The following is an 18,225-nucleotide window of genomic DNA, read 5'->3' on the forward strand; positions in this document are numbered from 1 at the left end:
ATCGTACGGCCGCACGTACGGCCGCACGGGCAGCCGTACGACCGGCAGTTACCGGCTACTCCTGCTTCTTCCTGCGCGTGCCGAACACGATCTCGTCCCAGCTCGGGACGGCGGCCCGGCGACCCGGACGGACGCCGTCCGCCTCGGCCTGGCGGTCGGTGGCGCCGATGAGACGATCACGGTGGCTGCCGACGGAGCGGGGCATGAGGACGTCCGCGTAGGCGGAACCGGCCGACGCGGCCGGAGCGGGCGGCTCCTCCGCGGCCGGTTCGGCCGGAGGCTCCTCCACCTCGGGCTCCGCGGGGCGTTCGGGGACCACCATGTCGCCACGGAAGCTCGGCACCGCTTCCAGCAGGCTGGTCAGCGAGTCGCGCTCCTCCGTGGTCTCCTCGACCGGTTCGGAGGCCTGGGCCGGCAGGCTCGGCCGCGCGGTGTCGAGGGCACGGTCCATCGAACGCTCACGCGGGAGCCGGGCGATCCGCGGCACGAACGGGAAGCTGGGCTCCGGCGCGGCGAGGTCGTCGGACTCGCCGATCAGCGAGCGCGCCTCCTCGTCGACGGCCTGGACGAGCCGCCGGGGCGGGTCGTACGTCCAGCTCGCCGAGTGGGGTTCGCCCGCCACCAGGTAGACCAGCAGCACTTCCCAGGTGCCGTCGTCGCGGCGCCACGAGTCCCACTGCACGGTGTCCTTGTCGGCGCCGCGCAGCAGCAGCCGTTCCTGGACGGCCTCGCCGAGCTGCGGACCGGCGTTCTCACCGGGCCTGCGGACCGGAGTCTTGCGGGCTCGTTCGGCCATGAAGGCGCGCTCGGCGAGCACGGGGCCCTCGAAGCGGCGTACACGGTCGACGGGGATGCCGGCGAGCTGGGCCACCTCTTCCGCGGTGGCACCGGCGCGTATACGCGCCTGGATGTCGCGGGGGCGGAGATGGCTCTCCACCTCGATCTCGATCTGGCCGAGGCGCGGACGGTCGCCGCGCACGGCTGCGCGCAGGCGTTCGTCGATCGGAAGGGTGTACTCCGTTGCGTCGGCAGCCTTCAGCACCAGCCGTGTGCCGTCATTTGAGACGGCCACGACACGCAGTTCGGGCATGGGGACCTCCCGGGTGGTGCCTGCCGACGTCACGTGCGTCGCTGCTTCCGCTAGTCGAGTGTGGCCTGCCCGGGTGCAGCCTGCCACAACCTTGCCGAGTTGCCCGGCGTGTCGGGCCAGGGCCCTGGATCGCCGTTATGGCACGGTTACCTATTCGCAACGCTAAGTGACCAACTCCGTCACCCTGTGCAACTAGCCCCCTCCCGGCGGTCCTTGAAGGCCACGGATGCCCAGGCGGGAGACCGGACCCAGGGCTCGCCACAGTACTCCATTTGGGCCACGTGCGTGGATTGGCACGCCGCCCAACTTCTGGCAAGGGGCGTGACTCGGCCGTGGGTTGGGCGGTTTTCGACCTTGAACGTGGCGTACTTCACGCAAATGTCAGAAACGGAACCAATGCTTTCGACCGTACGTGCGCCGGTCGCGCGGTTGGTCGGACGGGCGGGCGCGCGGACCGGCCGCTAGGCGCCCAACACCCTCCGCAGGTAGTCGTTCTGGAACAGCCGGTCGGGGTCGAGCCGGTCCCGCAGCGCGGTGAATTCCTCGAAGCGCGGGTACACCCCGGCGAAGTACTCCGCGTCACGCGTGTGCACCTTGCCCCAGTGCGGGCGCCCCTCGTGGGCCGTGAAGATGCGCTCGGCCGCGGTGAAGTACCGCTGGAACGGCGTGCCCTTGACCATGTGGACCGCGATGTACGCGCTGTCGCGCCCCGAGGCGGTGGACAGGGTGATGTCGTCGGCCGGGGCCGTGCGCACCTCCACGGGGAAGCTGACCCGCAGCCCTGAGCGCTCGATCATGGACTTGAGTTCGCCCAGGGTCTCGACGACGGCCTCGCGCGGAACGGCGTACTCCATCTCCACGAAGCGCACCCGGCGCGGCGAGGTGAAGACCTTGTAGGGGATGTCCGTGTAAGTGCGCGCGGACAGGGCCTTGCTGGAGACGCGGGCGATCGTCGGGATCGTGGCGGGCGCCGCGCGGCCGACCCACTGGGCCACCTGGAAGACGCCGTTGGAGAGCAGTTCGTCCTCGAACCAGCCCGCGAGCTGCCCGACCGGCTTCTCCGGGCCCGCGCTGCGGTTGTTGCGCTTGGTGTTGGTGCTGCCGGTGTGCGGGAACCAGTAGAACTCGAAGTGCTCGTTCTCGGTCCACAGTTCGTCGAACTCCGCCAGGACCCGCGCGAACGGCATCGGCTCCTCGCGCGCGGTCAGCAGGAAGATCGGCTCCACGGCGAAGGTGATCGCGGTGACGACGCCCAGGGCGCCGAGGCCGACACGGGCAGCCGCGAAGACTTCCGGGTTCTCCTTCTCGGAGCAGGTGAGCACCGAGCCGTCGGCGGTGACAATTTCCAGGGCCTTGATCTGGGCGGCGATCGATGCCGAGTCGCGGCCCGTGCCGTGCGTGCCGGTGCTGGTGGCTCCGGAGACCGTCTGCTCCATGATGTCGCCCATGTTCGCGAGCGACAGGCCCTCGCGCGCCAGGGCCATGTTGAGGCGCTTGAGCGGGGTGCCGGCCTCGACCGTGACCGTCCCGGCCTCGCGGTCGATGTGCCGGATGCCGGTCAGCAGCTGAGGGCGGATCAGCACCCCGTCGGTCGCGGCTATGGACGTGAAGGAGTGCCCGCTGCCGACCGCCTTCACCTTCAGGCCGTCCTCGGCGGCCCGGCGTATCGCCGCGGCCAGTTCCTCCACGGACGCCGGAGCGACCTCCCGCGCGGGACGGGCGGCGACATTGCCGCCCCAGTTACGCCACGTGCCGTTCTTCCCGCTCGCTGTGCTGCTCAACGGTGCCCTCCCGACGCGGAGCCGGCCTGCTGAGCCGGCGGTACCCCAGGAAACCGACCGCGACCGCGACGGCCCCGGACACCGCCGGGACCCCGTACCCGGCGTCCGCCCCGGCCGCGTCGATCACCCAGCCGGCCATCGAGGAGCCGAGCGCGACCCCGACCGCGAGCCCGGTGCTCACCCAGGTCATGCCCTCGGTCAGTTGCGCGCGTGGTACGTGCTCTTCGATCAGGGACATGGTGGTGATCATCGTGGGAGCGACGGCCATGCCCGAGACGAACAGCGCCACGGCCAGAAACGGCAAGTTTCCGACCAGTAGGAGGGGGATCATACTCACGGCCATCGCGCATATGCCCAGCAGCCAACGACGTTCGGGCGCCCCCTTGAAGCGCAGCAAGCCGAAGACGAGGCCCGCCGCGCAGGAGCCCGCCGCGTACAGCGCGAGGACCACACTCGCCGCGCTCTTGTGCCCCTGCTCGTCCGCGAAGGCCACGGTGACCACGTCGACGGCCCCGAAGATCGCGCCGGTCGCCACGAAGGTGGCCACCAGCACCTGGAGACCGGGGGCGCGCAGGGCGGAGCTGCCGCCCTGCTTCTCGCGCGGATGCGGGGCCGGTTCGGTGGAGCGCTGCGCGGTCAGCCAGAAGACGCCGACCGCCAGGAAGCAGCCGGCGAGCAGCGGCCCGGCCTCGGGGAACCACGCCGTCGACAGTCCGATGGAGATGATCGGCCCGAAGATGAAGCACACCTCGTCGATCACGGACTCGAAGGAGTACGCGGTGTGCAGCTGGGGCGTGCCCCGGTACAGCGCGGCCCAGCGGGCGCGGATCATCGCGCCCACGCTCGGCACGCAGCCGATGCCGACGCAGGCCACGAACAGCACCCAGTCCGGCCAGGAGTAGTGCGCCGCGAACAGCAGCAGGGCCCCCGCGGCGAGCGAGATCAGCGTCGCCGGGCGCAGTACCCGGGCCTGCCCGTACCGGTCCACCATGCGCGAGACCTGAGGGCCCGCCACGGCCGCGGCGAGCGCGATGGTGGCCGACAGGGCGCCGGCCAGGCCGTACCGCCCGGTCAGCTGCGACACCATCGTCACCACGCCGATGCCCATCATCGACAGCGGCATCCGGCCGAGGAGACCCGCGGCGGAGAAGGCCTTGCTGCCGGGGGCGGCGAACAGGGCGCGGTAAGGGCTGGGCACGGGGGTCTCCGGTCAGGCGGAAGCAAGCGTGGACGGGGAAGGCTCTGGAGCGCGCGGTAAGGCGTGTCGCCAGCCGAGACAGCTTACGAGTTAGGTGACCCTAACGCACCCGTCCGGACGAACGGGGAACCCGGGTCGACACCCCGCCGTTTCCCGGCTGTCAGTACCGGATGACAGGATCGACCCATGCCAGACGCGCGCGATGCCAGCCCCTACGACGCCTTGCTCCTGCTCTCCTTCGGCGGCCCCGAGGGCCCGGACGACGTGATCCCGTTCCTGGAGAACGTCACCCGTGGGCGGGGCATCCCCACCGAACGCCTCAAGGAAGTCGGGGAGCACTACTTCCGGTTCGGCGGCGTCAGCCCCATCAACGACCAGAACCGCGCCCTGCTGGACGCCCTGCGCAAGGACTTCGCCGAGCACGGTCTGGATCTGCCGATCCACTGGGGCAACCGCAACTGGGCGCCGTACCTGACGGACACGCTGCGCGAGATGGTCACCGACGGCCACCGCCGCATCCTGGTCCTCGCCACCAGCGCCTACGCCTCCTACTCGGGCTGCCGCCAGTACCGCGAGAACCTCGCCGACTCGCTCGCCGCGCTGGAGGCCGAGGGCCTCGAACTGCCCCGGATCGACAAGCTGCGGCACTACTTCAACCACCCCGGCTTCCTGGAGCCGATGATCGACGGCGTGCTGCGCTCTCTGGCCGACCTCCCCGAGGACGTCCGGGCCGGCGCGCACATCGCGTTCTCCACCCACTCCATCCCGACCGCCGCGGCCGACAGTTCCGGCCGGGTCGAGGACCACGGCGACGGCGGCGCCTACGTCGCCGAGCACCTGGACGTGGCCCGGCTGATCGCCGACACCGTCCGCGAGCGCACCGGCGTGGACCACCCCTGGCAGCTCGTCTACCAGTCCCGCTCCGGCGCCCCGCACATCCCGTGGCTGGAGCCCGACATCTGCGACCACTTGGAGGAGCGGCACGCGGCCGGCGTGCCCGCGGTCGTGATCGCGCCCATCGGCTTCGTCTCCGACCACATGGAGGTCCTCTACGACCTCGACACCGAGGCCAAGGACAAGGCCGCGGAGCTGGGCCTGCCGATGCGCCGCTCCGCCACCGTCGGCGACGACCCGCGTTTCGCCGCCGCGATCCGCGACCTCGTCCTGGAGCGCGCCGCCGTGGAGCGCGCCGAGGAGGTCACGCCCTGCGCGCTCGGCGCGCTCGGCGCGAGCCACAACCTCTGCCCGGTCGGCTGCTGCCCGTCCCGCGCACCCAGGCCCGCCGCAGCCGGCGCCGACAGCCCCTACGCATGAGGAGCCCCGTGTCCGACGCCCTGCCCACGGAACTGCTCACCCTGGCCCAGGAGGCGGCCCGCCGCGCCGGTGAACTCCTGCGCGACGGCCGCCCGGCCGACCTCGCGGTGGCCGCGACCAAGTCCAGCCCGATCGACGTGGTCACCGAGATGGACATCGCGGCCGAGAAGCTGATCACGAACCTGATCTCCGAGCAGCGCCCCGACGACGGCTTCCTCGGCGAGGAGGGCGCCTCCAGCGAGGGCACGAGCGGCGTCCGCTGGGTGATCGACCCCCTCGACGGCACGGTCAACTACCTCTACGGACTGCCGACCTGGTCCGTGTCCATCGCCGCCGAGCAGGACGGCGAGACCGTGGTCGGCGTCGTGGCGGCCCCCATGCGCGGCGAGACCTACCACGCGGTCCGCGGCGAGGGCGCCTGGGCGCGAGGCCCCTGGGACGGCGAGCGCAGGCTGACCTGCCGCCCCACGGCACCCCTCGACCAGGCCCTGGTCTCGACCGGCTTCAACTACGTCACCGAGGTCCGCACCCACCAGGCCGACGTGGCCCGACGGCTGATCCCCCTGCTGCGCGACATCCGCCGCGGCGGCTCGGCCGCGATCGACCTGTGCGACCTGGCTGCGGGCCGCCTGGACGGCTACTACGAGCGCGGCCTCAACGCCTGGGACTTCGCCGCGGGCGACCTGATCGCCCGCGAGGCGGGCGCCCTGACGGGCGGCCGGCCCGGCGAACGCCCGTCCCGTGACCTGACGGTCGCGGCGACACCGGGAGTCTTCGAACCCCTCCAGGACCTGCTGGAGAACCTGGGCGCCTGGCACGACTGACCCCGAGGGTCGACGGCGCAGAGAAACGGCACAGAAAAGCGGCCCCCGGCGCTGGATTCGCCGGGGGCCGCCCTGGTGCTCAAAAAAGCCGATCAGACGCTGGTGGCGCCTACTTCCACACCGTGCTCGGCGGCGAGGCGTCGCAGGTCGTCGAGCTCGCCCTGCTCCACCTCGACGAGGAAGTCGTCGCCCTCGTCACGAGCCCGCGTCAGGTCGGACTCGGTCGTCTTTATGCGCTGCAGAAGTCCTGCGGTGAAAGCGTCCATGCTGCGCCCCCTCGTCCTGGGTCGTGGGTCGGTGGCACGGGGGTGTGCCGTTCGGAAGGGGCGATCACGTCTCCAGCAGGTGCCCAGCGCTGCCCTGGCCGGGCGGCGACGGTGCCGGACACCCGCACCCGCTCTGCGGAAAGCGGATCCCCTCGTACCGCATGGTGGTGCGGCACAAGCAGAGCGTGATCGCGGGGTGTACATGCCGTCCTCCCCGCGGTCCCTCCCACGGAAACCTCAACCGGAAGAGAAAATCTCGCATTCCCGGGCCTCCTACCTGTCCCGCATGCTCCGCTCACCCGTCTTACCGCCGACTTATGACCGAAAAGGGCAGGATGGAGGCCAAGACACCCGACGAACACCCCTGCCCGCGGCGCGAGACAACCGCTACGCGGGTGGACACAGGAAGGACAAGCGACGTGCGCGTACTCGTCGTCGAGGACGAGCAGCTGCTCGCCGATGCGGTGGCCACCGGACTGCGCCGGGAGGCCATGGCCGTCGACGTCGTGTACGACGGTGCGGCCGCCCTGGAGCGCATCGGCGTCAACGACTACGACGTGGTCGTCCTCGACCGCGACCTCCCGCTGGTGCACGGCGACGACGTCTGCCGCAAGATCGTCGAACTCGGCATGCCCACCCGCGTGCTGATGCTCACGGCCTCGGGCGACGTCAGCGACCGCGTCGAGGGACTGGAGATCGGCGCCGACGACTACCTTCCCAAGCCCTTCGCCTTCAGTGAGCTGACGGCACGCGTGCGTGCGCTCGGCCGCCGTACCAGCGTGCCGCTGCCGCCCGTCCTGGAGCGCGCCGGCATCAAGCTGGACCCCAACCGCCGCGAGGTCTTCCGCGACGGCAAGGAGGTGCAGCTCGCGCCGAAGGAGTTCGCCGTGCTGGAGGTGCTGATGCGCAGCGAGGGCGCGGTCGTCTCCGCCGAGCAGCTCCTGGAGAAGGCCTGGGACGAGAACACCGACCCCTTCACGAACGTGGTGCGGGTGACCGTCATGACGCTGCGCCGCAAGCTGGGTGAGCCGCCGGTCATCGTGACCGTCCCGGGTTCCGGCTACCGGATCTGATCCGCCGTGGCCGCCACCCCGGCGCCTCCCCAGGCGCCCCCGAAGCCCACCTGGGACCCCCGCAGGTCGGAACCGCCGTTCCCATGGCTGCGCCCGACGATCCGCATAAGGCTCACGCTGCTCTACGGCGGCATGTTCCTGATCGCCGGAATCCTGCTGCTGTCGATCATCTATCTGCTGGCCGCGCAGGCGATCAACACCGGCAACGAACCGCTGTTCAAGATCGTGGACGGCGACCAGCTCAGGGTCACCAGCGACAACTGCCAGGCGATAAACAACGCCACCAACCTCACCTATCCGCAGTTCAACGAAGCGGTCAGTGCCTGCATCGACCAGCAGCGCCGGGTGGCCCTCGACCACCTCCTGAGCCGGTCCCTGCTCGCCCTGCTGGGCCTCGCCGTCATCGCCTTCGCCTTCGGGTACGCGATGGCCGGCCGTGTCCTGTCGCCGCTCGGCCGGATCACCCGGACCGCCCGCGCGGTGGCCGGCTCGGACCTGTCCCGCCGTATCGAGCTGGACGGCCCGGACGACGAGCTGAAGGAGCTGGCCGACACCTTCGACGAGATGCTGGAGCGGCTGCAGCGGGCCTTCACCGCCCAGCAGCGCTTCGTCGGCAACGCCTCGCACGAGCTGCGCACCCCGCTGGCGATCAACCGCACGCTGCTGGAGGTGCACCTGTCCGACCCGACGGCACCCGTGGAGCTCCAGCAGCTCGGTAAGACGCTGCTGGCCACCAACGAGCGCAGTGAGCAGCTCGTGGAGGGCCTGCTGCTGCTCGCCCGCAGCGACAACCAGATCGTCGAGCGCAAGCCGGTCGACCTCGCCGAGGTCGCCGAGCAGGCCGTCGACCAGGTGCACGCCGAGGCGGAGGCCAAGGGCGTGGTGATCCGCGGCGAGCAGAAACCCGCCGTGGTCCAGGGCAACGGCGTCCTGCTGGAGCGCATCGCCCTGAACCTGGTGCAGAACGCCGTGCGGTACAACGTGCCGGAGGACGGCTGGGTCGAGGTGACCACCGAGGTCGAGCACGGGCAGGCCGTCCTGGTCGTGTCCAACACCGGGCCGGTGGTGCCGGCGTACGAGGTCGACAACCTCTTCGAGCCGTTCAGACGGCTGCGGACGGAGCGCACCGGCAGCGACAAGGGCGTGGGTCTGGGCCTCTCGATCGTGCGGTCGGTGGTGCGGGCCCACGGTGGCCACATCTCGGCCCGGCCGCGTGAGGGAGGCGGGCTCGTGATGCGAGTGACCCTGCCGGTCTGAGACCATGTGCGCCGACACACGCCGCTGACGCGGGGATGTTCGCTTTGCGCGGAATTTTCTGGGCGCTCTGCGAGCGGAACCGTGTGTGATCGATCACAAGGGCGAATTTCCGGCCATCTACTCTCCGTGATCATGTGCCCTGTCGGAAAGCCGGGAAAATCCGGGTTTTCGGGGGTCTTGATCACGGGAAGTACAGGGTGAGACGCCTTTGAACTGCGGCATTAGGACCGTGTACGGTCCCGTTCGCCATCCAAGCCGATCACTCTTGAGGAGTCCGGTTGGGTGTCGATTGAGTAACAGACCTTGATGTGAGGCAAAATCTCCGCCTCGGGTCGGGCACAAGTCCGGCCTCTCACGCGTTACGTGCGCTGGAGACACCGCAGACACCCAGAGGGGGAGAGCGACATGGCAACGGATTACGACACCCCACGCAAGACCGACGACGACGTCGACTCGGACAGCCTTGAAGAACTGAAGGCACGGCGGAACGACAAGTCGACTTCCGCTGTGGACGTCGATGAGTTCGAGGCCGCCGAGGGCCTGGAACTGCCCGGCGCGGACCTCTCGAATGAGGAGCTGGCCGTCCGGGTGCTGCCGAAGCAGCAGGACGAGTTCACCTGCATGAGCTGCTTCCTGGTGCATCACCGCAGCCAGCTGGCCCGGGAGAAGAACGGTCAGCCGATCTGCCGCGACTGCGACTGAGGACGGGTCGGGCATGACTGGCTCGACCCCTCCTCGGAAGCGCCGCTTCCGCAAGCGGGAAGCGGACCAACGGCCGTCAGACGGCCCGTACGGCGCGCGTGACGACGGGCGGGGCTCATCCAGTACGGGAGCCTCGCTCGAACCGATGTCCGGGTCTGACCTCCCGGCGTCGGCCGAGATTCCCGCGCCCGTCGCCCGGCGGCGGGTCGCGGTCATCCGGGAGAAGGCCAGGGAAGGCGTCCGTAAGGGCGGCAGCCGGGCCAGAGCGGGCCTTGGGTACCTGGCCGACCGGATCATCGAGATCGCCCCGCGTATCCCCGTACGTGACCTCGCGACGCTGCGGCGGCACTTCCCGGGCCTCGGGCCCGAGCAGCTCGCCGACAGACTCGTGGCGGGCGCGGCCAACGCGAGCTCGACGGTCGGGGCCGGAGTGGGCGCGGCGGCGATGCTGCCCGTGCCGCCCGCGATGCCGACCGAACTGGCCGCCGAGATCACCGGTGTGGCCGCGATCGAGCTGAAGCTGATCGCCGAGCTGTACGAGGTGTACGGCGTACGCCCGCCCGGAAACATGCGGGAACGCAGCACCGCGTATCTGTCCTCGTGGACCGAGGAACGCGGGATCGACCCCGCCAAGCCCTCCACCGTCAACGCCGCGCTCGGCGGGCAGATGAAGCGTGAACTGCGTCAGCAGATCATGAAGCGCATGGTGCGCAATCTGCCGAACCTCATGCCCTTCCTGGTGGGCGCCGCTGTCGGCGCGGCCATGAACCGGCGGGACACCAAGAAACTCGCGGCACGCATCCGCGCGGACCTGCGCAAGATCCAGGTGCCCTGGGAGGAGCTGGAGCAGCTGCCGCCGCTGGAGAAGCCGGCCGAGCCGCTGCCGATGGGCGACGCCGCGCGAAGCCACTGGCGCAAGGAACTCGGGGGCGGCTGAGGGGCCGAGAGCGCCCCGAGACGAAGATTTTGCCGGGGGCGGAACAAAGCTTGACCGGGCCGGTGACGGCCCGATCTTGTGTGCTAGGCCGCGGCCTTCGCCGCCCTGATGGCCTCCGCCAGCCGCTCCGGCTCACGCGTCGACAGGTACAGGTACGGGGTCGGGTCCTCGGGGTCGACGACCTCCACGCGCAGCGCCGTCGGGATGTAGGCGCGCAGCAGCAGGAACGCCCGGGTGTCGGCCTTGTGGGTGCGCCAGGCCCGCGCCTCCTCCGGGTCCATGACGTGCGCCTCGCCCAGCGCGCGCACCGGAAGCTTCGCCTCACCCGCGATCAGCGAGTCGCCCACCACGCGGATCCGGATGGAACCGTACGAACTCGCCACGACCGCCGCCGCCGCGGTGCCGCCCGCCAGCCCCGCGAGCATCGGAAGCGTGCCGAAGGGCAGGAGGATCAGGGCCAGCGAGAGCCCGACCAGGAACGAGACCAGCCACCAGGACCGGGGGGCGGTGAGACGTTCTTCGTACGGGGTGGCGGAGAGCTGCATGAAGCCAAGCTTGGCACGGTGTCCGGCAGCTTCCGACGCGCGGGTAAGGTCTGCGGCTGTGAGAGGTACTTCAGCAGCTCTTGAGCCGCCGGCCGACGCCGTGAAACCGGTGCGGCACACCGATGCTCCCGCGCCCGGTGAGCTTCTCGGCGCGCACTACGGCGAGTGTTTCGGCTGTGGCGGCGAGCAGCCCCACGGGCTGCACCTGGCGGCGCGGGCCGGGGACGGCGTGAGCATCACCGCCGAGTTCACCGTGCAGCCCGCCCATCAGGGCGCGCCCGGGCTGGCGCACGGCGGTGTCCTCGCCACCGCCCTCGACGAGACCCTCGGCTCGCTCAACTGGCTGCTGCGGACCATCGCCGTGACCGGGCGGCTGGAGACCGACTTCGTGCGGCCGGTTCCGGTCGGCACGGTGCTGTACCTGGAGGCGGAGGTGACGGCGGTCGCGGGCCGCAAGATCTTCTCCACCGCGACCGGCCGGATCGGCGGACCCGACGGGCCCGTCGCCGTCCGCGCGGACGCCCTCTTCATCGAGGTGAAGGTCGACCACTTCATCGACAACGGCCGCCCGGAGGAGATCCGGGCCGCCATGGACGACCCGGACCAGGTGCGGCGGGCCCGCGCCTTCGAGGTGAACCCGTGAGCCGTGCCCCCCTGAACGTGCTGATCCGGCGCGTCGATCCGGACGTACCGCTTCCGACGTACGCGCATCCCGGCGACGCGGGAGCCGATCTGCGGACGACCGAGAGCCGGGAACTGAAGCCCGGGGAGCGGGCCGTGCTGCCCACCGGGGTGTCGATCGCCCTCCCCGAGGGGTACGCGGCCTTCGTGCACCCGCGCTCCGGTCTCGCCGCCCGTCTCGGTGTCGCCCTCGTGAATGCCCCGGGGACGGTTGATGCCGGGTACCGTGGGGAGATCAAGGTGATCGTGGTGAATCTCGACCCGCACGAGCCCGTGCGGTTCGAGCGCTTCGACCGGATTGCCCAACTGGTGGTCCAGCAGGTCGAGAGGGTTCGCTTCCAGGAGGTGGCGGAGCTTCCCGAATCGGTGAGGGCCGAGGGGGGCTTCGGGTCCACCGGCGGCCATGCCGCGGTGGGCGACACAAGCGAATCAAGCGGTCAGGCCGCCGACGGCGGCGCAACGGGTGGGAATCGATACGCTTCGGTCGTATCCGACCGGGAAGGACAGTGACGTGTTCGGACGTCGCAACAAGAAGGGTGCCGCCGAGGACGCGGCCGGCGAGCCCGAGCAGGTCGTCGACATCGACTCTGAGGCGGACGACGACGGCACGCGTGAGCGCGTACGGCTAGAGCCGGAACCGCGGCCCGACGGGCCCTGGGACAGCTCCGAGGTCCGTGACCCCGCCGAGGGCCGGGTGGACCTGGGCGGCATTCTGGTGCCGGGGGTCGACGGCATGGAACTGCGCGTGGAGGTCGCGGGCGACGCGATCGTCGCGGCGACGGTCGTGCTGCGCGACAGCGCCATCCAGCTCCAGGCCTTCGCCGCCCCCAAGCGCGAGGGAATCTGGGGCGAGGTACGCGAGGAGATCGGCTCCGGCATCACTCAGCAGGGTGGCATCATCGACGAGGTCGAGGGGCCGCTCGGCTGGGAACTGCGGGCCCAGGTGCCGGTGCAACTGCCGGACGGCACGGGTGGTTTCCAGGTCGTGCGGTTCGTCGGTGTGGACGGCCCCCGCTGGTTCCTGCGCGGTGTGATCTCGGGCCAGGGCGCCGTGCAGCCGCAGGCGGCCGGTCTGCTCGAGCAGATCTTCCGGGACACGGTCGTGGTCCGCGGCGAGGGCCCGATGGCCCCGCGCGACCCGATCGTCCTGCAGCTGCCCAACGACGCCCAGATGGTTCCCGAGGGCGTGCAGCAGGAGGAGGCGGGTTCCCGCTTCTCCGGAGGCATGGGCCAGCTCCAGCGCGGACCGGAGATCACCGAGGTGCGCTGAGCACCGTAAGGACACAAGGGCCGTACCCCGTCCGGGGTACGGCCCTTTCTCGTGCGTGAACCCTTGACGGCTTATTGGTCTGTACCTATCGTCTGCGGCCATCGCGAGTGTTCAAAGGGACGCTCATTGTTCACGTACGAGAACGGATGGCCCCCCACATGTCACCTGCTCCCGCACGTCACCGACGCAGATTCCGTCGTACCGCCCTGTTCGCGGTACTGACCACCGCGCTGGTGTCCACCCTGCTGCTGCGGCCGCAGGCCGACCGTGCCGAAGCGGCACCCGCCGCCTTCGTCCATCCCGGAGTCACCGTCTCCAAGTCCCAACTGGACTTCGTGCGCACCAAGGTCAACGCCGGCGCCCAGCCCTGGAAGGGTGCCTTCGACCAGATGACGGCGAGCAAGTACGCCGATCTGAACCGCACCCCCAAGCCCCGCGCGGTCGTCGAGTGCGGTTCGTACTCGAACCCGAACTACGGCTGCACCGACGAGCGCGAGGACGCCATAGCGGCCTACACCGACGCCCTCGCCTGGTACATCACCCGGGACGAGCGGTACGCGCGCAAGGCCATCGAGCTGATGGACGCCTGGTCCGCGGTGATCAAGGACCACACCAACAGCAACGCGCCGCTCCAGACGGGCTGGGCCGGCTCCTCCTGGCCCAAGGCCGCCGAGATCATCAAGCACACGTACACCGGGAGCTGGGCGAACTCCGGACGGTTCGCCACCATGCTCCGCAACGTCTACCTGCCCGAGATCATCAACGGCTCCAACTCCAACGGGAACTGGGAGCTGTCGATGATGGAGGCCGCCGTCGGCATCTCCGTCTTCCTGGAGGACAAGACGTCGTACGACAAGGCCATGGCCAAGTTCCGCACCCGGACCGCGGCCTACGTCTACCTGTCCTCCGACGGCGATCTGCCCAGGACCGTGCCGAGCCAGAACCTCGACACCCGCGAGAAGATCGTCAACTACTGGCAGAAGCAGTCCACCTTCGTCACCGGCCTCACCCAGGAGACCTGCCGCGACTTCACCCACACCGGGTACGGCATCTCCGCGATCTCGCACGTCGCCGAGACCAGCCGGATCCAGGGCCAGGACCTGTACGGCACCGACGTCGGCGAGCGGCTGCGCCAGGCACTCGGGTTCCACGCCAAGTACCAGCTGGGTACGGCCGCCCCGAGCTGGCTGTGCGGCGGCTCGCTGAAGCTGGGCCTCGGCCCGATCACCGAGGTGGGCTACAACGCCCTGCACAACCGCCTCGGCATCGCGATGACCAACACCCAGACGCTGACCGAGCGCGGCCGCCCGGCCGGCAGCAACAACCTGTTCGTGGCGTGGGAGACCCTCACGCACGGCGACAACCCCAGCTGAGCCGTACGACCCGCGGCGGGGCGTCAGAGTTGCGTCAAAGACGCCCTCGCCGCGACACCCGGCCCCATTTGTCTCGATTGTTGGCCGTAAGGTCGACGCTGCGTAGGCAGCAATGACCGGAACACAATGGGGACCATGGGACGCGGCAGGCTTCGGATCTACCTCGGTGCGGCACCGGGCGTCGGCAAGACGTACGCGATGCTCTCCGAGGCGCACCGGCGGGTGGAACGCGGCACCGACTGCGTGGTCGCGTTCGTGGAGCATCACGAGCGGCCGCGCACCGAGGTGATGCTGCACGGCCTGGAGCAGGTGCGGCGACGGAGCCTGGAGTACCGGGGGAGCACCTTCACGGAGATGGACGTGGACGCCGTCCTGGCTCGGCGCCCGCAGGTCGCCCTCGTCGACGAGCTGGCCCACACCAACATCCCCGGCTCCCGCAACGCCAAGCGGTGGCAGGACGTGGAGGAGCTCCTCGCGGCCGGCGTCGACGTCATATCGACCGTCAACATCCAGCACCTGGAGTCCCTCGGGGACGTCGTGGAGTCGATCACCGGTGTACGGCAGCAGGAGACCGTGCCGGACGAGGTGGTGCGCCGGGCCGACCAGATCGAGCTGGTCGACATGTCGCCCCAGGCGCTGCGGCGCCGTATGGCGCACGGCAACATCTACCAGCCGGACAAGGTCGACGCGGCCCTGTCGAACTACTTCCGCCCCGGCAACCTCACCGCCCTGCGGGAGCTGGCACTGCTGTGGGTCGCGGACCGGGTCGACGAGTACCTGAAGCAGTACCGCAGCGATCACCGCGTCTCGCGGATCTGGGGGTCGCGCGAGCGGATCGTCGTCGGACTGACCGGCGGACCGGAGGGCAGGACGCTGATCCGCCGCGCGGCCCGGCTGGCGGAGAAGGGCGCCGGCGGCGAGGTGCTCGCCGTCTACATCGCCCGCAGCGACGGCCTGACGTCCGCCTCGCCGAAGGAACTGGCCCTCCAGCGCACCCTCGTCGAGGACCTCGGCGGCACCTTCCACCACGTCGTCGGCGACGACATCCCGGCGGCGCTGCTGGCCTTCGCACGCGGGGCCAACGCCACCCAGATAGTGCTCGGCTCCTCGCGCCGCAGGAGCTGGCAGTACGTCTTCGGACCCGGCGTGGGCGTCACCGTGGCCCGGGAGTCGGGCCCCGACCTCGACGTGCACATCGTCACCCACGAGGAGGTCGCCAAGGGGCGCGGACTGCCCGTCGCCCGGGGAGCGCGCCTGGGCCGGACCCGGATCCTCGCGGGCTGGCTCGTCGGCGTCGGCGGTCCGGCGCTGCTCACGCTGCTGCTGACCCATGTCGACGCCGACCTCGGGCTCGCCAACGACATGCTGCTGTTCCTGACCCTGACGGTGGCGGCGGCCCTGCTCGGCGGGCTCTACCCGGCACTCGCCTCGGCCGCGGTCTGCTCCCTGCTGCTGAACTGGTTCTTCACCCCACCCCTGCGGCGCATCACGATCGCCGACCCGAAGAACCTGCTCGCGCTGGTGATCTTCGTCTTCGTGGCCGTGGCCGTCGCCTCCGTGGTCGATCTGGCGGCCAGACGTACGCACCAGGCGGCCAGACTGCGCGCCGAGTCGGAGATCCTGTCCCTCCTCGCCGGCAACGTGCTGCGCGGCGAGACCGGTCTGACGGAGCTGCTGGAGCGGGTCCGCGAGACGTTCGGCATGGAGTCGGCGGCCCTGCTGGAACGGGAGAGCGACGTGGAGCCATGGACCTGCGCCGGCAGCGTGGGCGCGGGAGCGGCACCGGCGCGGCCCGAGGACGCGGACGTCGACGTGCCCGTGGGCGACCACATGGCGCTCGCGCTGACCGGCCGGGTGCTGCCCGCCGAGGACCGTCGGGTGCTCGCCGCCTTCGCCGCGCAGGCCGCGGTCGTCCTGGACCGTCAGCGCCTCCAGCGGGAGGCCGACCAGGCCAAGGAACTGGCCGAGGGCAACCGCATCCGCACGGCCCTGCTCGCCGCCGTCAGCCACGACCTGCGCACGCCCCTCGCGGGCATCAAGGCCGCCGTGTCCTCGCTGCGCTCCGACGACGTCGCCTGGTCCGAGGAGGACGAGGCCGAGCTGCTCGAAGGCATCGAGGAGGGCGCCGACCGGCTCGACCACCTGGTCGGGAACCTGCTCGACATGTCCCGCCTCCAGACCGGCACGGTCACCCCGTTGATCCGGGAGATCGACCTCGACGAGGTGGTGCCGATGGCACTGGGCGGGGTGCCCGAGGGGAGCGTCGATCTGGACATCCCCGAGACGCTGCCGATGGTCGCCGTGGACCCCGGGCTGCTGGAGCGGTCGGTGGCCAATCTGGTCGAGAACGCGGTCAAGTACAGCCCGGACGACAGCAGGGTCCTGGTGTCCGCCAGCGCCATCGCGGACCGGGTCGAGGTCCGGGTGGTCGACCGAGGGCCGGGCGTCCCGGACGAGGCCAAGGAACGCATCTTCGCCCCCTTCCAGCGCTACGGCGACGCCCCGCGCGGCGCCGGCGTCGGGCTCGGCCTCGCCGTCGCCCGCGGCTTCGCCGAGGCCATGGGCGGCACCCTCAACGCCGAGGACACGCCCGGAGGCGGTCTCACCATGGTCCTCACCCTCAGGGCGGCGGGAGCGCGGCCCGGGGAGCCACCCGGCCCCGGCGAGCCCTCTCACGCCCCGGGGCGGCCCCGCCCCGACGAGCCCGTTCCCTCCGTACGACCCGAAAGGCAGACCACATGACCCGGGTGCTGGTGATCGACGACGAGCCGCAGATCGTGCGTGCCCTCGTGATCAACCTCAAGGCCCGCAAGTACGAGGTCGACGCGGCCCACGACGGGGCCACCGCCCTCGAACTCGCCGCCACCCGCCACCCCGACGTGGTCGTCCTCGACCTCGGTCTGCCCGACATGGACGGCGTCGAGGTGATCCGCGGACTGCGCGGCTGGACCCGGGTGCCGATCCTGGTGCTGTCCGCCCGGCACTCCTCCGACGAGAAGGTCGAGGCGCTCGACGCGGGCGCCGACGACTACGTCACCAAGCCCTTCGGGATGGACGAGCTGTTGGCCCGGCTGCGGGCCGCCGTCCGCCGGGCCGAGCCCACCGGGGGCGGCGAGGACGACGCGACGGTGGAGACCGACGGGTTCACCGTCGACCTCGCCGCGAAGAAGGTCAACCGCGGCGGGAGGGACGTACGGCTCACCCCCACGGAGTGGCATCTGCTGGAGGTGCTGGTGCGCAACACGGGACGCCTGGTCAGCCAGAAACAGCTGCTCCAGGAGGTGTGGGGGCCGTCGTACGGGACGGAGACGAACTACCTGCGGGTGTACATGGCCCAGCTGCGCCGGAAGCTGGAGACGGACCCCTCGCACCCCCAGCACTTCATCACCGAACCCGGGATGGGCTACCGGTTCGAGAAGTGAGTCGTGGGCCCGTTCGCAGGTCGGAGCGGGGCGGGTTCGAGCGGTGGCACCAGGGGTACGTAGGTGTCGGTGCACCCCGGTAGGCTTCAAGACATGAGTGCTGTTCCTCGTTCCGAAAAGTCGGTGGGCCGGTTCCGGCGCATGCTCGACCGGCTCTCCTCTTCGCAGGAGGACCTGGAGTCCGAGGAGCTGCGAGAGGACGCCGAGACCACCGGCTGCATCAAGATCGGTGACTGCCACGACCGGCAGATCGTGACGGTTACTGGTACCTTGCGCACGGTCACGCTGCGGCCGCGTGCGGGAGTCCCGGCCCTGGAGGCCGAGCTGTTCGACGGCTCCGCCGCCCTGGACGTGGTGTGGCTCGGCAGACGCTCCATAGTGGGCATAGAGCCCGGGCGCAAGCTGATCGCATCCGGCCGGATCTCCATGAGCCGGGGCCGCCGTGTGCTGTTCAACCCGAAATACGAACTGAGACCCCTCGGACGGGAGTAG

18 protein-coding genes are annotated in these 18,225 nt (G+C 70.6%); 13 read left to right on the forward strand and 5 right to left on the reverse strand.

Translation table 11 applies throughout. The features are described 5' to 3' along the window. Window positions 1-55: 55 nt before the first annotated feature. The 3 genes from sepH to ACGFW6_RS15575 form a co-directional block, all read right to left on the reverse strand. Window positions 56-1,090 carry a septation protein SepH gene (gene sepH, locus ACGFW6_RS15565; RefSeq protein WP_393508851.1) on the reverse strand — a complete coding sequence of 345 codons (1,035 nt, stop codon included), beginning with the start codon at window positions 1,088-1,090 and terminating at the stop codon, window positions 56-58. 461 nt (window positions 1,091-1,551) lie between these two features. Beyond that, window positions 1,552-2,871, reverse strand: coding sequence for a D-arabinono-1,4-lactone oxidase (locus ACGFW6_RS15570; RefSeq protein ID WP_393508854.1), 1,320 nt, complete (start codon window positions 2,869-2,871; stop codon window positions 1,552-1,554). Further along, on the reverse strand, window positions 2,831-4,069 hold the full coding sequence (locus ACGFW6_RS15575) for an MFS transporter (RefSeq protein WP_393508857.1): 1,239 nt from the start codon (window positions 4,067-4,069) through the stop codon (window positions 2,831-2,833). The genes ACGFW6_RS15570 and ACGFW6_RS15575 overlap by 41 nt, the downstream gene beginning before the upstream one ends. Window positions 4,070-4,255: 186 nt before the next feature. Between ACGFW6_RS15575 and ACGFW6_RS15580 the strand changes: the two genes are divergently transcribed. Next, window positions 4,256-5,383 (forward strand): ferrochelatase, encoded by a 1,128-nt coding sequence (locus ACGFW6_RS15580; protein ID WP_393508860.1) that lies wholly within the window; start codon window positions 4,256-4,258, stop codon window positions 5,381-5,383. Further along, window positions 5,380-6,207, forward strand: coding sequence for an inositol monophosphatase family protein (locus ACGFW6_RS15585; protein WP_393508863.1), 828 nt, complete (start codon window positions 5,380-5,382; stop codon window positions 6,205-6,207). Before ACGFW6_RS15580 ends, ACGFW6_RS15585 begins: the two co-directional genes overlap by 4 nt. A 92-nt stretch (window positions 6,208-6,299) precedes the next feature. Here ACGFW6_RS15585 and ACGFW6_RS15590 read toward each other — a convergent pair whose 3' ends face one another. Continuing rightward, the gene (locus ACGFW6_RS15590; protein WP_393508866.1) at window positions 6,300-6,473 is read right to left on the reverse strand and encodes a hypothetical protein; all 174 of its coding nucleotides are present in this window, start codon (window positions 6,471-6,473) and stop codon (window positions 6,300-6,302) included. Between the two features lie 419 nt (window positions 6,474-6,892). Here ACGFW6_RS15590 and ACGFW6_RS15595 point away from each other — a divergent pair, with 419 nt between their 5' ends. The 4 genes from ACGFW6_RS15595 (at window position 6,893) to ACGFW6_RS15610 (ending at window position 10,442) form a co-directional block, all read left to right on the forward strand. Continuing rightward, a complete protein-coding gene (locus ACGFW6_RS15595; RefSeq protein ID WP_007385219.1) occupies window positions 6,893-7,546 on the forward strand; it encodes a response regulator transcription factor in 654 nt (217 codons plus the stop codon). A gap of 6 nt (window positions 7,547-7,552) precedes the next feature. Beyond that, a complete protein-coding gene (locus ACGFW6_RS15600; protein WP_393508871.1) occupies window positions 7,553-8,803 on the forward strand; it encodes a sensor histidine kinase in 1,251 nt (416 codons plus the stop codon). Window positions 8,804-9,208: 405 nt separating this feature from the next. After that, entirely contained in the window at window positions 9,209-9,505 is a 297-nt protein-coding gene (locus ACGFW6_RS15605) for a DUF4193 domain-containing protein (RefSeq protein ID WP_005481602.1), read from the forward strand. A gap of 13 nt (window positions 9,506-9,518) precedes the next feature. Next, complete coding sequence (locus tag ACGFW6_RS15610; protein WP_393508874.1) at window positions 9,519-10,442, forward strand: hypothetical protein; 924 nt, start codon at window positions 9,519-9,521, stop codon at window positions 10,440-10,442. An 83-nt stretch (window positions 10,443-10,525) separates the two neighbouring features. Here ACGFW6_RS15610 and ACGFW6_RS15615 read toward each other — a convergent pair whose 3' ends face one another. After that, window positions 10,526-10,987: a DUF3093 domain-containing protein gene (locus tag ACGFW6_RS15615; protein ID WP_393508877.1), complete on the reverse strand. Its 462-nt coding sequence runs from the start codon at window positions 10,985-10,987 to the stop codon at window positions 10,526-10,528. A gap of 58 nt (window positions 10,988-11,045) precedes the next feature. Between ACGFW6_RS15615 and ACGFW6_RS15620 the strand changes: the two genes are divergently transcribed. The 7 genes from ACGFW6_RS15620 (at window position 11,046) to ACGFW6_RS15650 (ending at window position 18,225) form a co-directional block, all read left to right on the forward strand. Further along, window positions 11,046-11,630 (forward strand): PaaI family thioesterase, encoded by a 585-nt coding sequence (locus ACGFW6_RS15620; protein WP_393508880.1) that lies wholly within the window; start codon window positions 11,046-11,048, stop codon window positions 11,628-11,630. Continuing rightward, complete coding sequence (gene dut, locus ACGFW6_RS15625) at window positions 11,627-12,178, forward strand: dUTP diphosphatase (protein ID WP_393508883.1); 552 nt, start codon at window positions 11,627-11,629, stop codon at window positions 12,176-12,178. Before ACGFW6_RS15620 ends, dut begins: the two co-directional genes overlap by 4 nt. 1 nt (window position 12,179) lies before the next feature. Continuing rightward, window positions 12,180-12,938 carry a DUF3710 domain-containing protein gene (locus ACGFW6_RS15630; RefSeq protein WP_393508886.1) on the forward strand — a complete coding sequence of 253 codons (759 nt, stop codon included), beginning with the start codon at window positions 12,180-12,182 and terminating at the stop codon, window positions 12,936-12,938. Window positions 12,939-13,096: 158 nt separating this feature from the next. Then, window positions 13,097-14,311 carry an alginate lyase family protein gene (locus ACGFW6_RS15635; RefSeq protein ID WP_393508889.1) on the forward strand — a complete coding sequence of 405 codons (1,215 nt, stop codon included), beginning with the start codon at window positions 13,097-13,099 and terminating at the stop codon, window positions 14,309-14,311. Window positions 14,312-14,446: 135 nt separating this feature from the next. Then, complete coding sequence (locus ACGFW6_RS15640) at window positions 14,447-17,053, forward strand: DUF4118 domain-containing protein (protein WP_393508892.1); 2,607 nt, start codon at window positions 14,447-14,449, stop codon at window positions 17,051-17,053. Further along, window positions 17,050-17,733: a response regulator gene (locus ACGFW6_RS15645; RefSeq protein WP_393508895.1), complete on the forward strand. Its 684-nt coding sequence runs from the start codon at window positions 17,050-17,052 to the stop codon at window positions 17,731-17,733. Before ACGFW6_RS15640 ends, ACGFW6_RS15645 begins: the two co-directional genes overlap by 4 nt. A 93-nt stretch (window positions 17,734-17,826) precedes the next feature. Next, window positions 17,827-18,225 (forward strand): OB-fold nucleic acid binding domain-containing protein, encoded by a 399-nt coding sequence (locus ACGFW6_RS15650; RefSeq protein ID WP_393508898.1) that lies wholly within the window; start codon window positions 17,827-17,829, stop codon window positions 18,223-18,225.

It is taken from the genome of Streptomyces sp. Y7 (assembly GCF_043195415.1).
In the GTDB taxonomy this organism is placed as follows: Bacteria; Actinomycetota; Actinomycetes; order Streptomycetales; family Streptomycetaceae; genus Streptomyces.

What these genes read in the sequence shown, in the direction of transcription:
- sepH (WP_393508851.1), bottom strand. Translation starts at nt 1,090, where the DNA reads ATGCCCGAACTGCGTGTCGTGGCCGTCTCAAATGACGGCACACGGCTG.
- ACGFW6_RS15580 (WP_393508860.1), top strand. Translation starts at nt 4,256, where the DNA reads ATGCCAGACGCGCGCGATGCCAGCCCCTACGACGCCTTGCTCCTGCTC.
- ACGFW6_RS15585 (WP_393508863.1), top strand. Translation starts at nt 5,380, where the DNA reads ATGAGGAGCCCCGTGTCCGACGCCCTGCCCACGGAACTGCTCACCCTG.
- ACGFW6_RS15590 (WP_393508866.1), bottom strand. Translation starts at nt 6,473, where the DNA reads ATGGACGCTTTCACCGCAGGACTTCTGCAGCGCATAAAGACGACCGAG.
- ACGFW6_RS15605 (WP_005481602.1), top strand. Translation starts at nt 9,209, where the DNA reads ATGGCAACGGATTACGACACCCCACGCAAGACCGACGACGACGTCGAC.
- ACGFW6_RS15610 (WP_393508874.1), top strand. Translation starts at nt 9,519, where the DNA reads ATGACTGGCTCGACCCCTCCTCGGAAGCGCCGCTTCCGCAAGCGGGAA.
- ACGFW6_RS15615 (WP_393508877.1), bottom strand. Translation starts at nt 10,987, where the DNA reads ATGCAGCTCTCCGCCACCCCGTACGAAGAACGTCTCACCGCCCCCCGG.
- ACGFW6_RS15635 (WP_393508889.1), top strand. Translation starts at nt 13,097, where the DNA reads ATGTCACCTGCTCCCGCACGTCACCGACGCAGATTCCGTCGTACCGCC.
- ACGFW6_RS15640 (WP_393508892.1), top strand. Translation starts at nt 14,447, where the DNA reads ATGGGACGCGGCAGGCTTCGGATCTACCTCGGTGCGGCACCGGGCGTC.
- ACGFW6_RS15645 (WP_393508895.1), top strand. Translation starts at nt 17,050, where the DNA reads ATGACCCGGGTGCTGGTGATCGACGACGAGCCGCAGATCGTGCGTGCC.
- ACGFW6_RS15650 (WP_393508898.1), top strand. Translation starts at nt 17,827, where the DNA reads ATGAGTGCTGTTCCTCGTTCCGAAAAGTCGGTGGGCCGGTTCCGGCGC.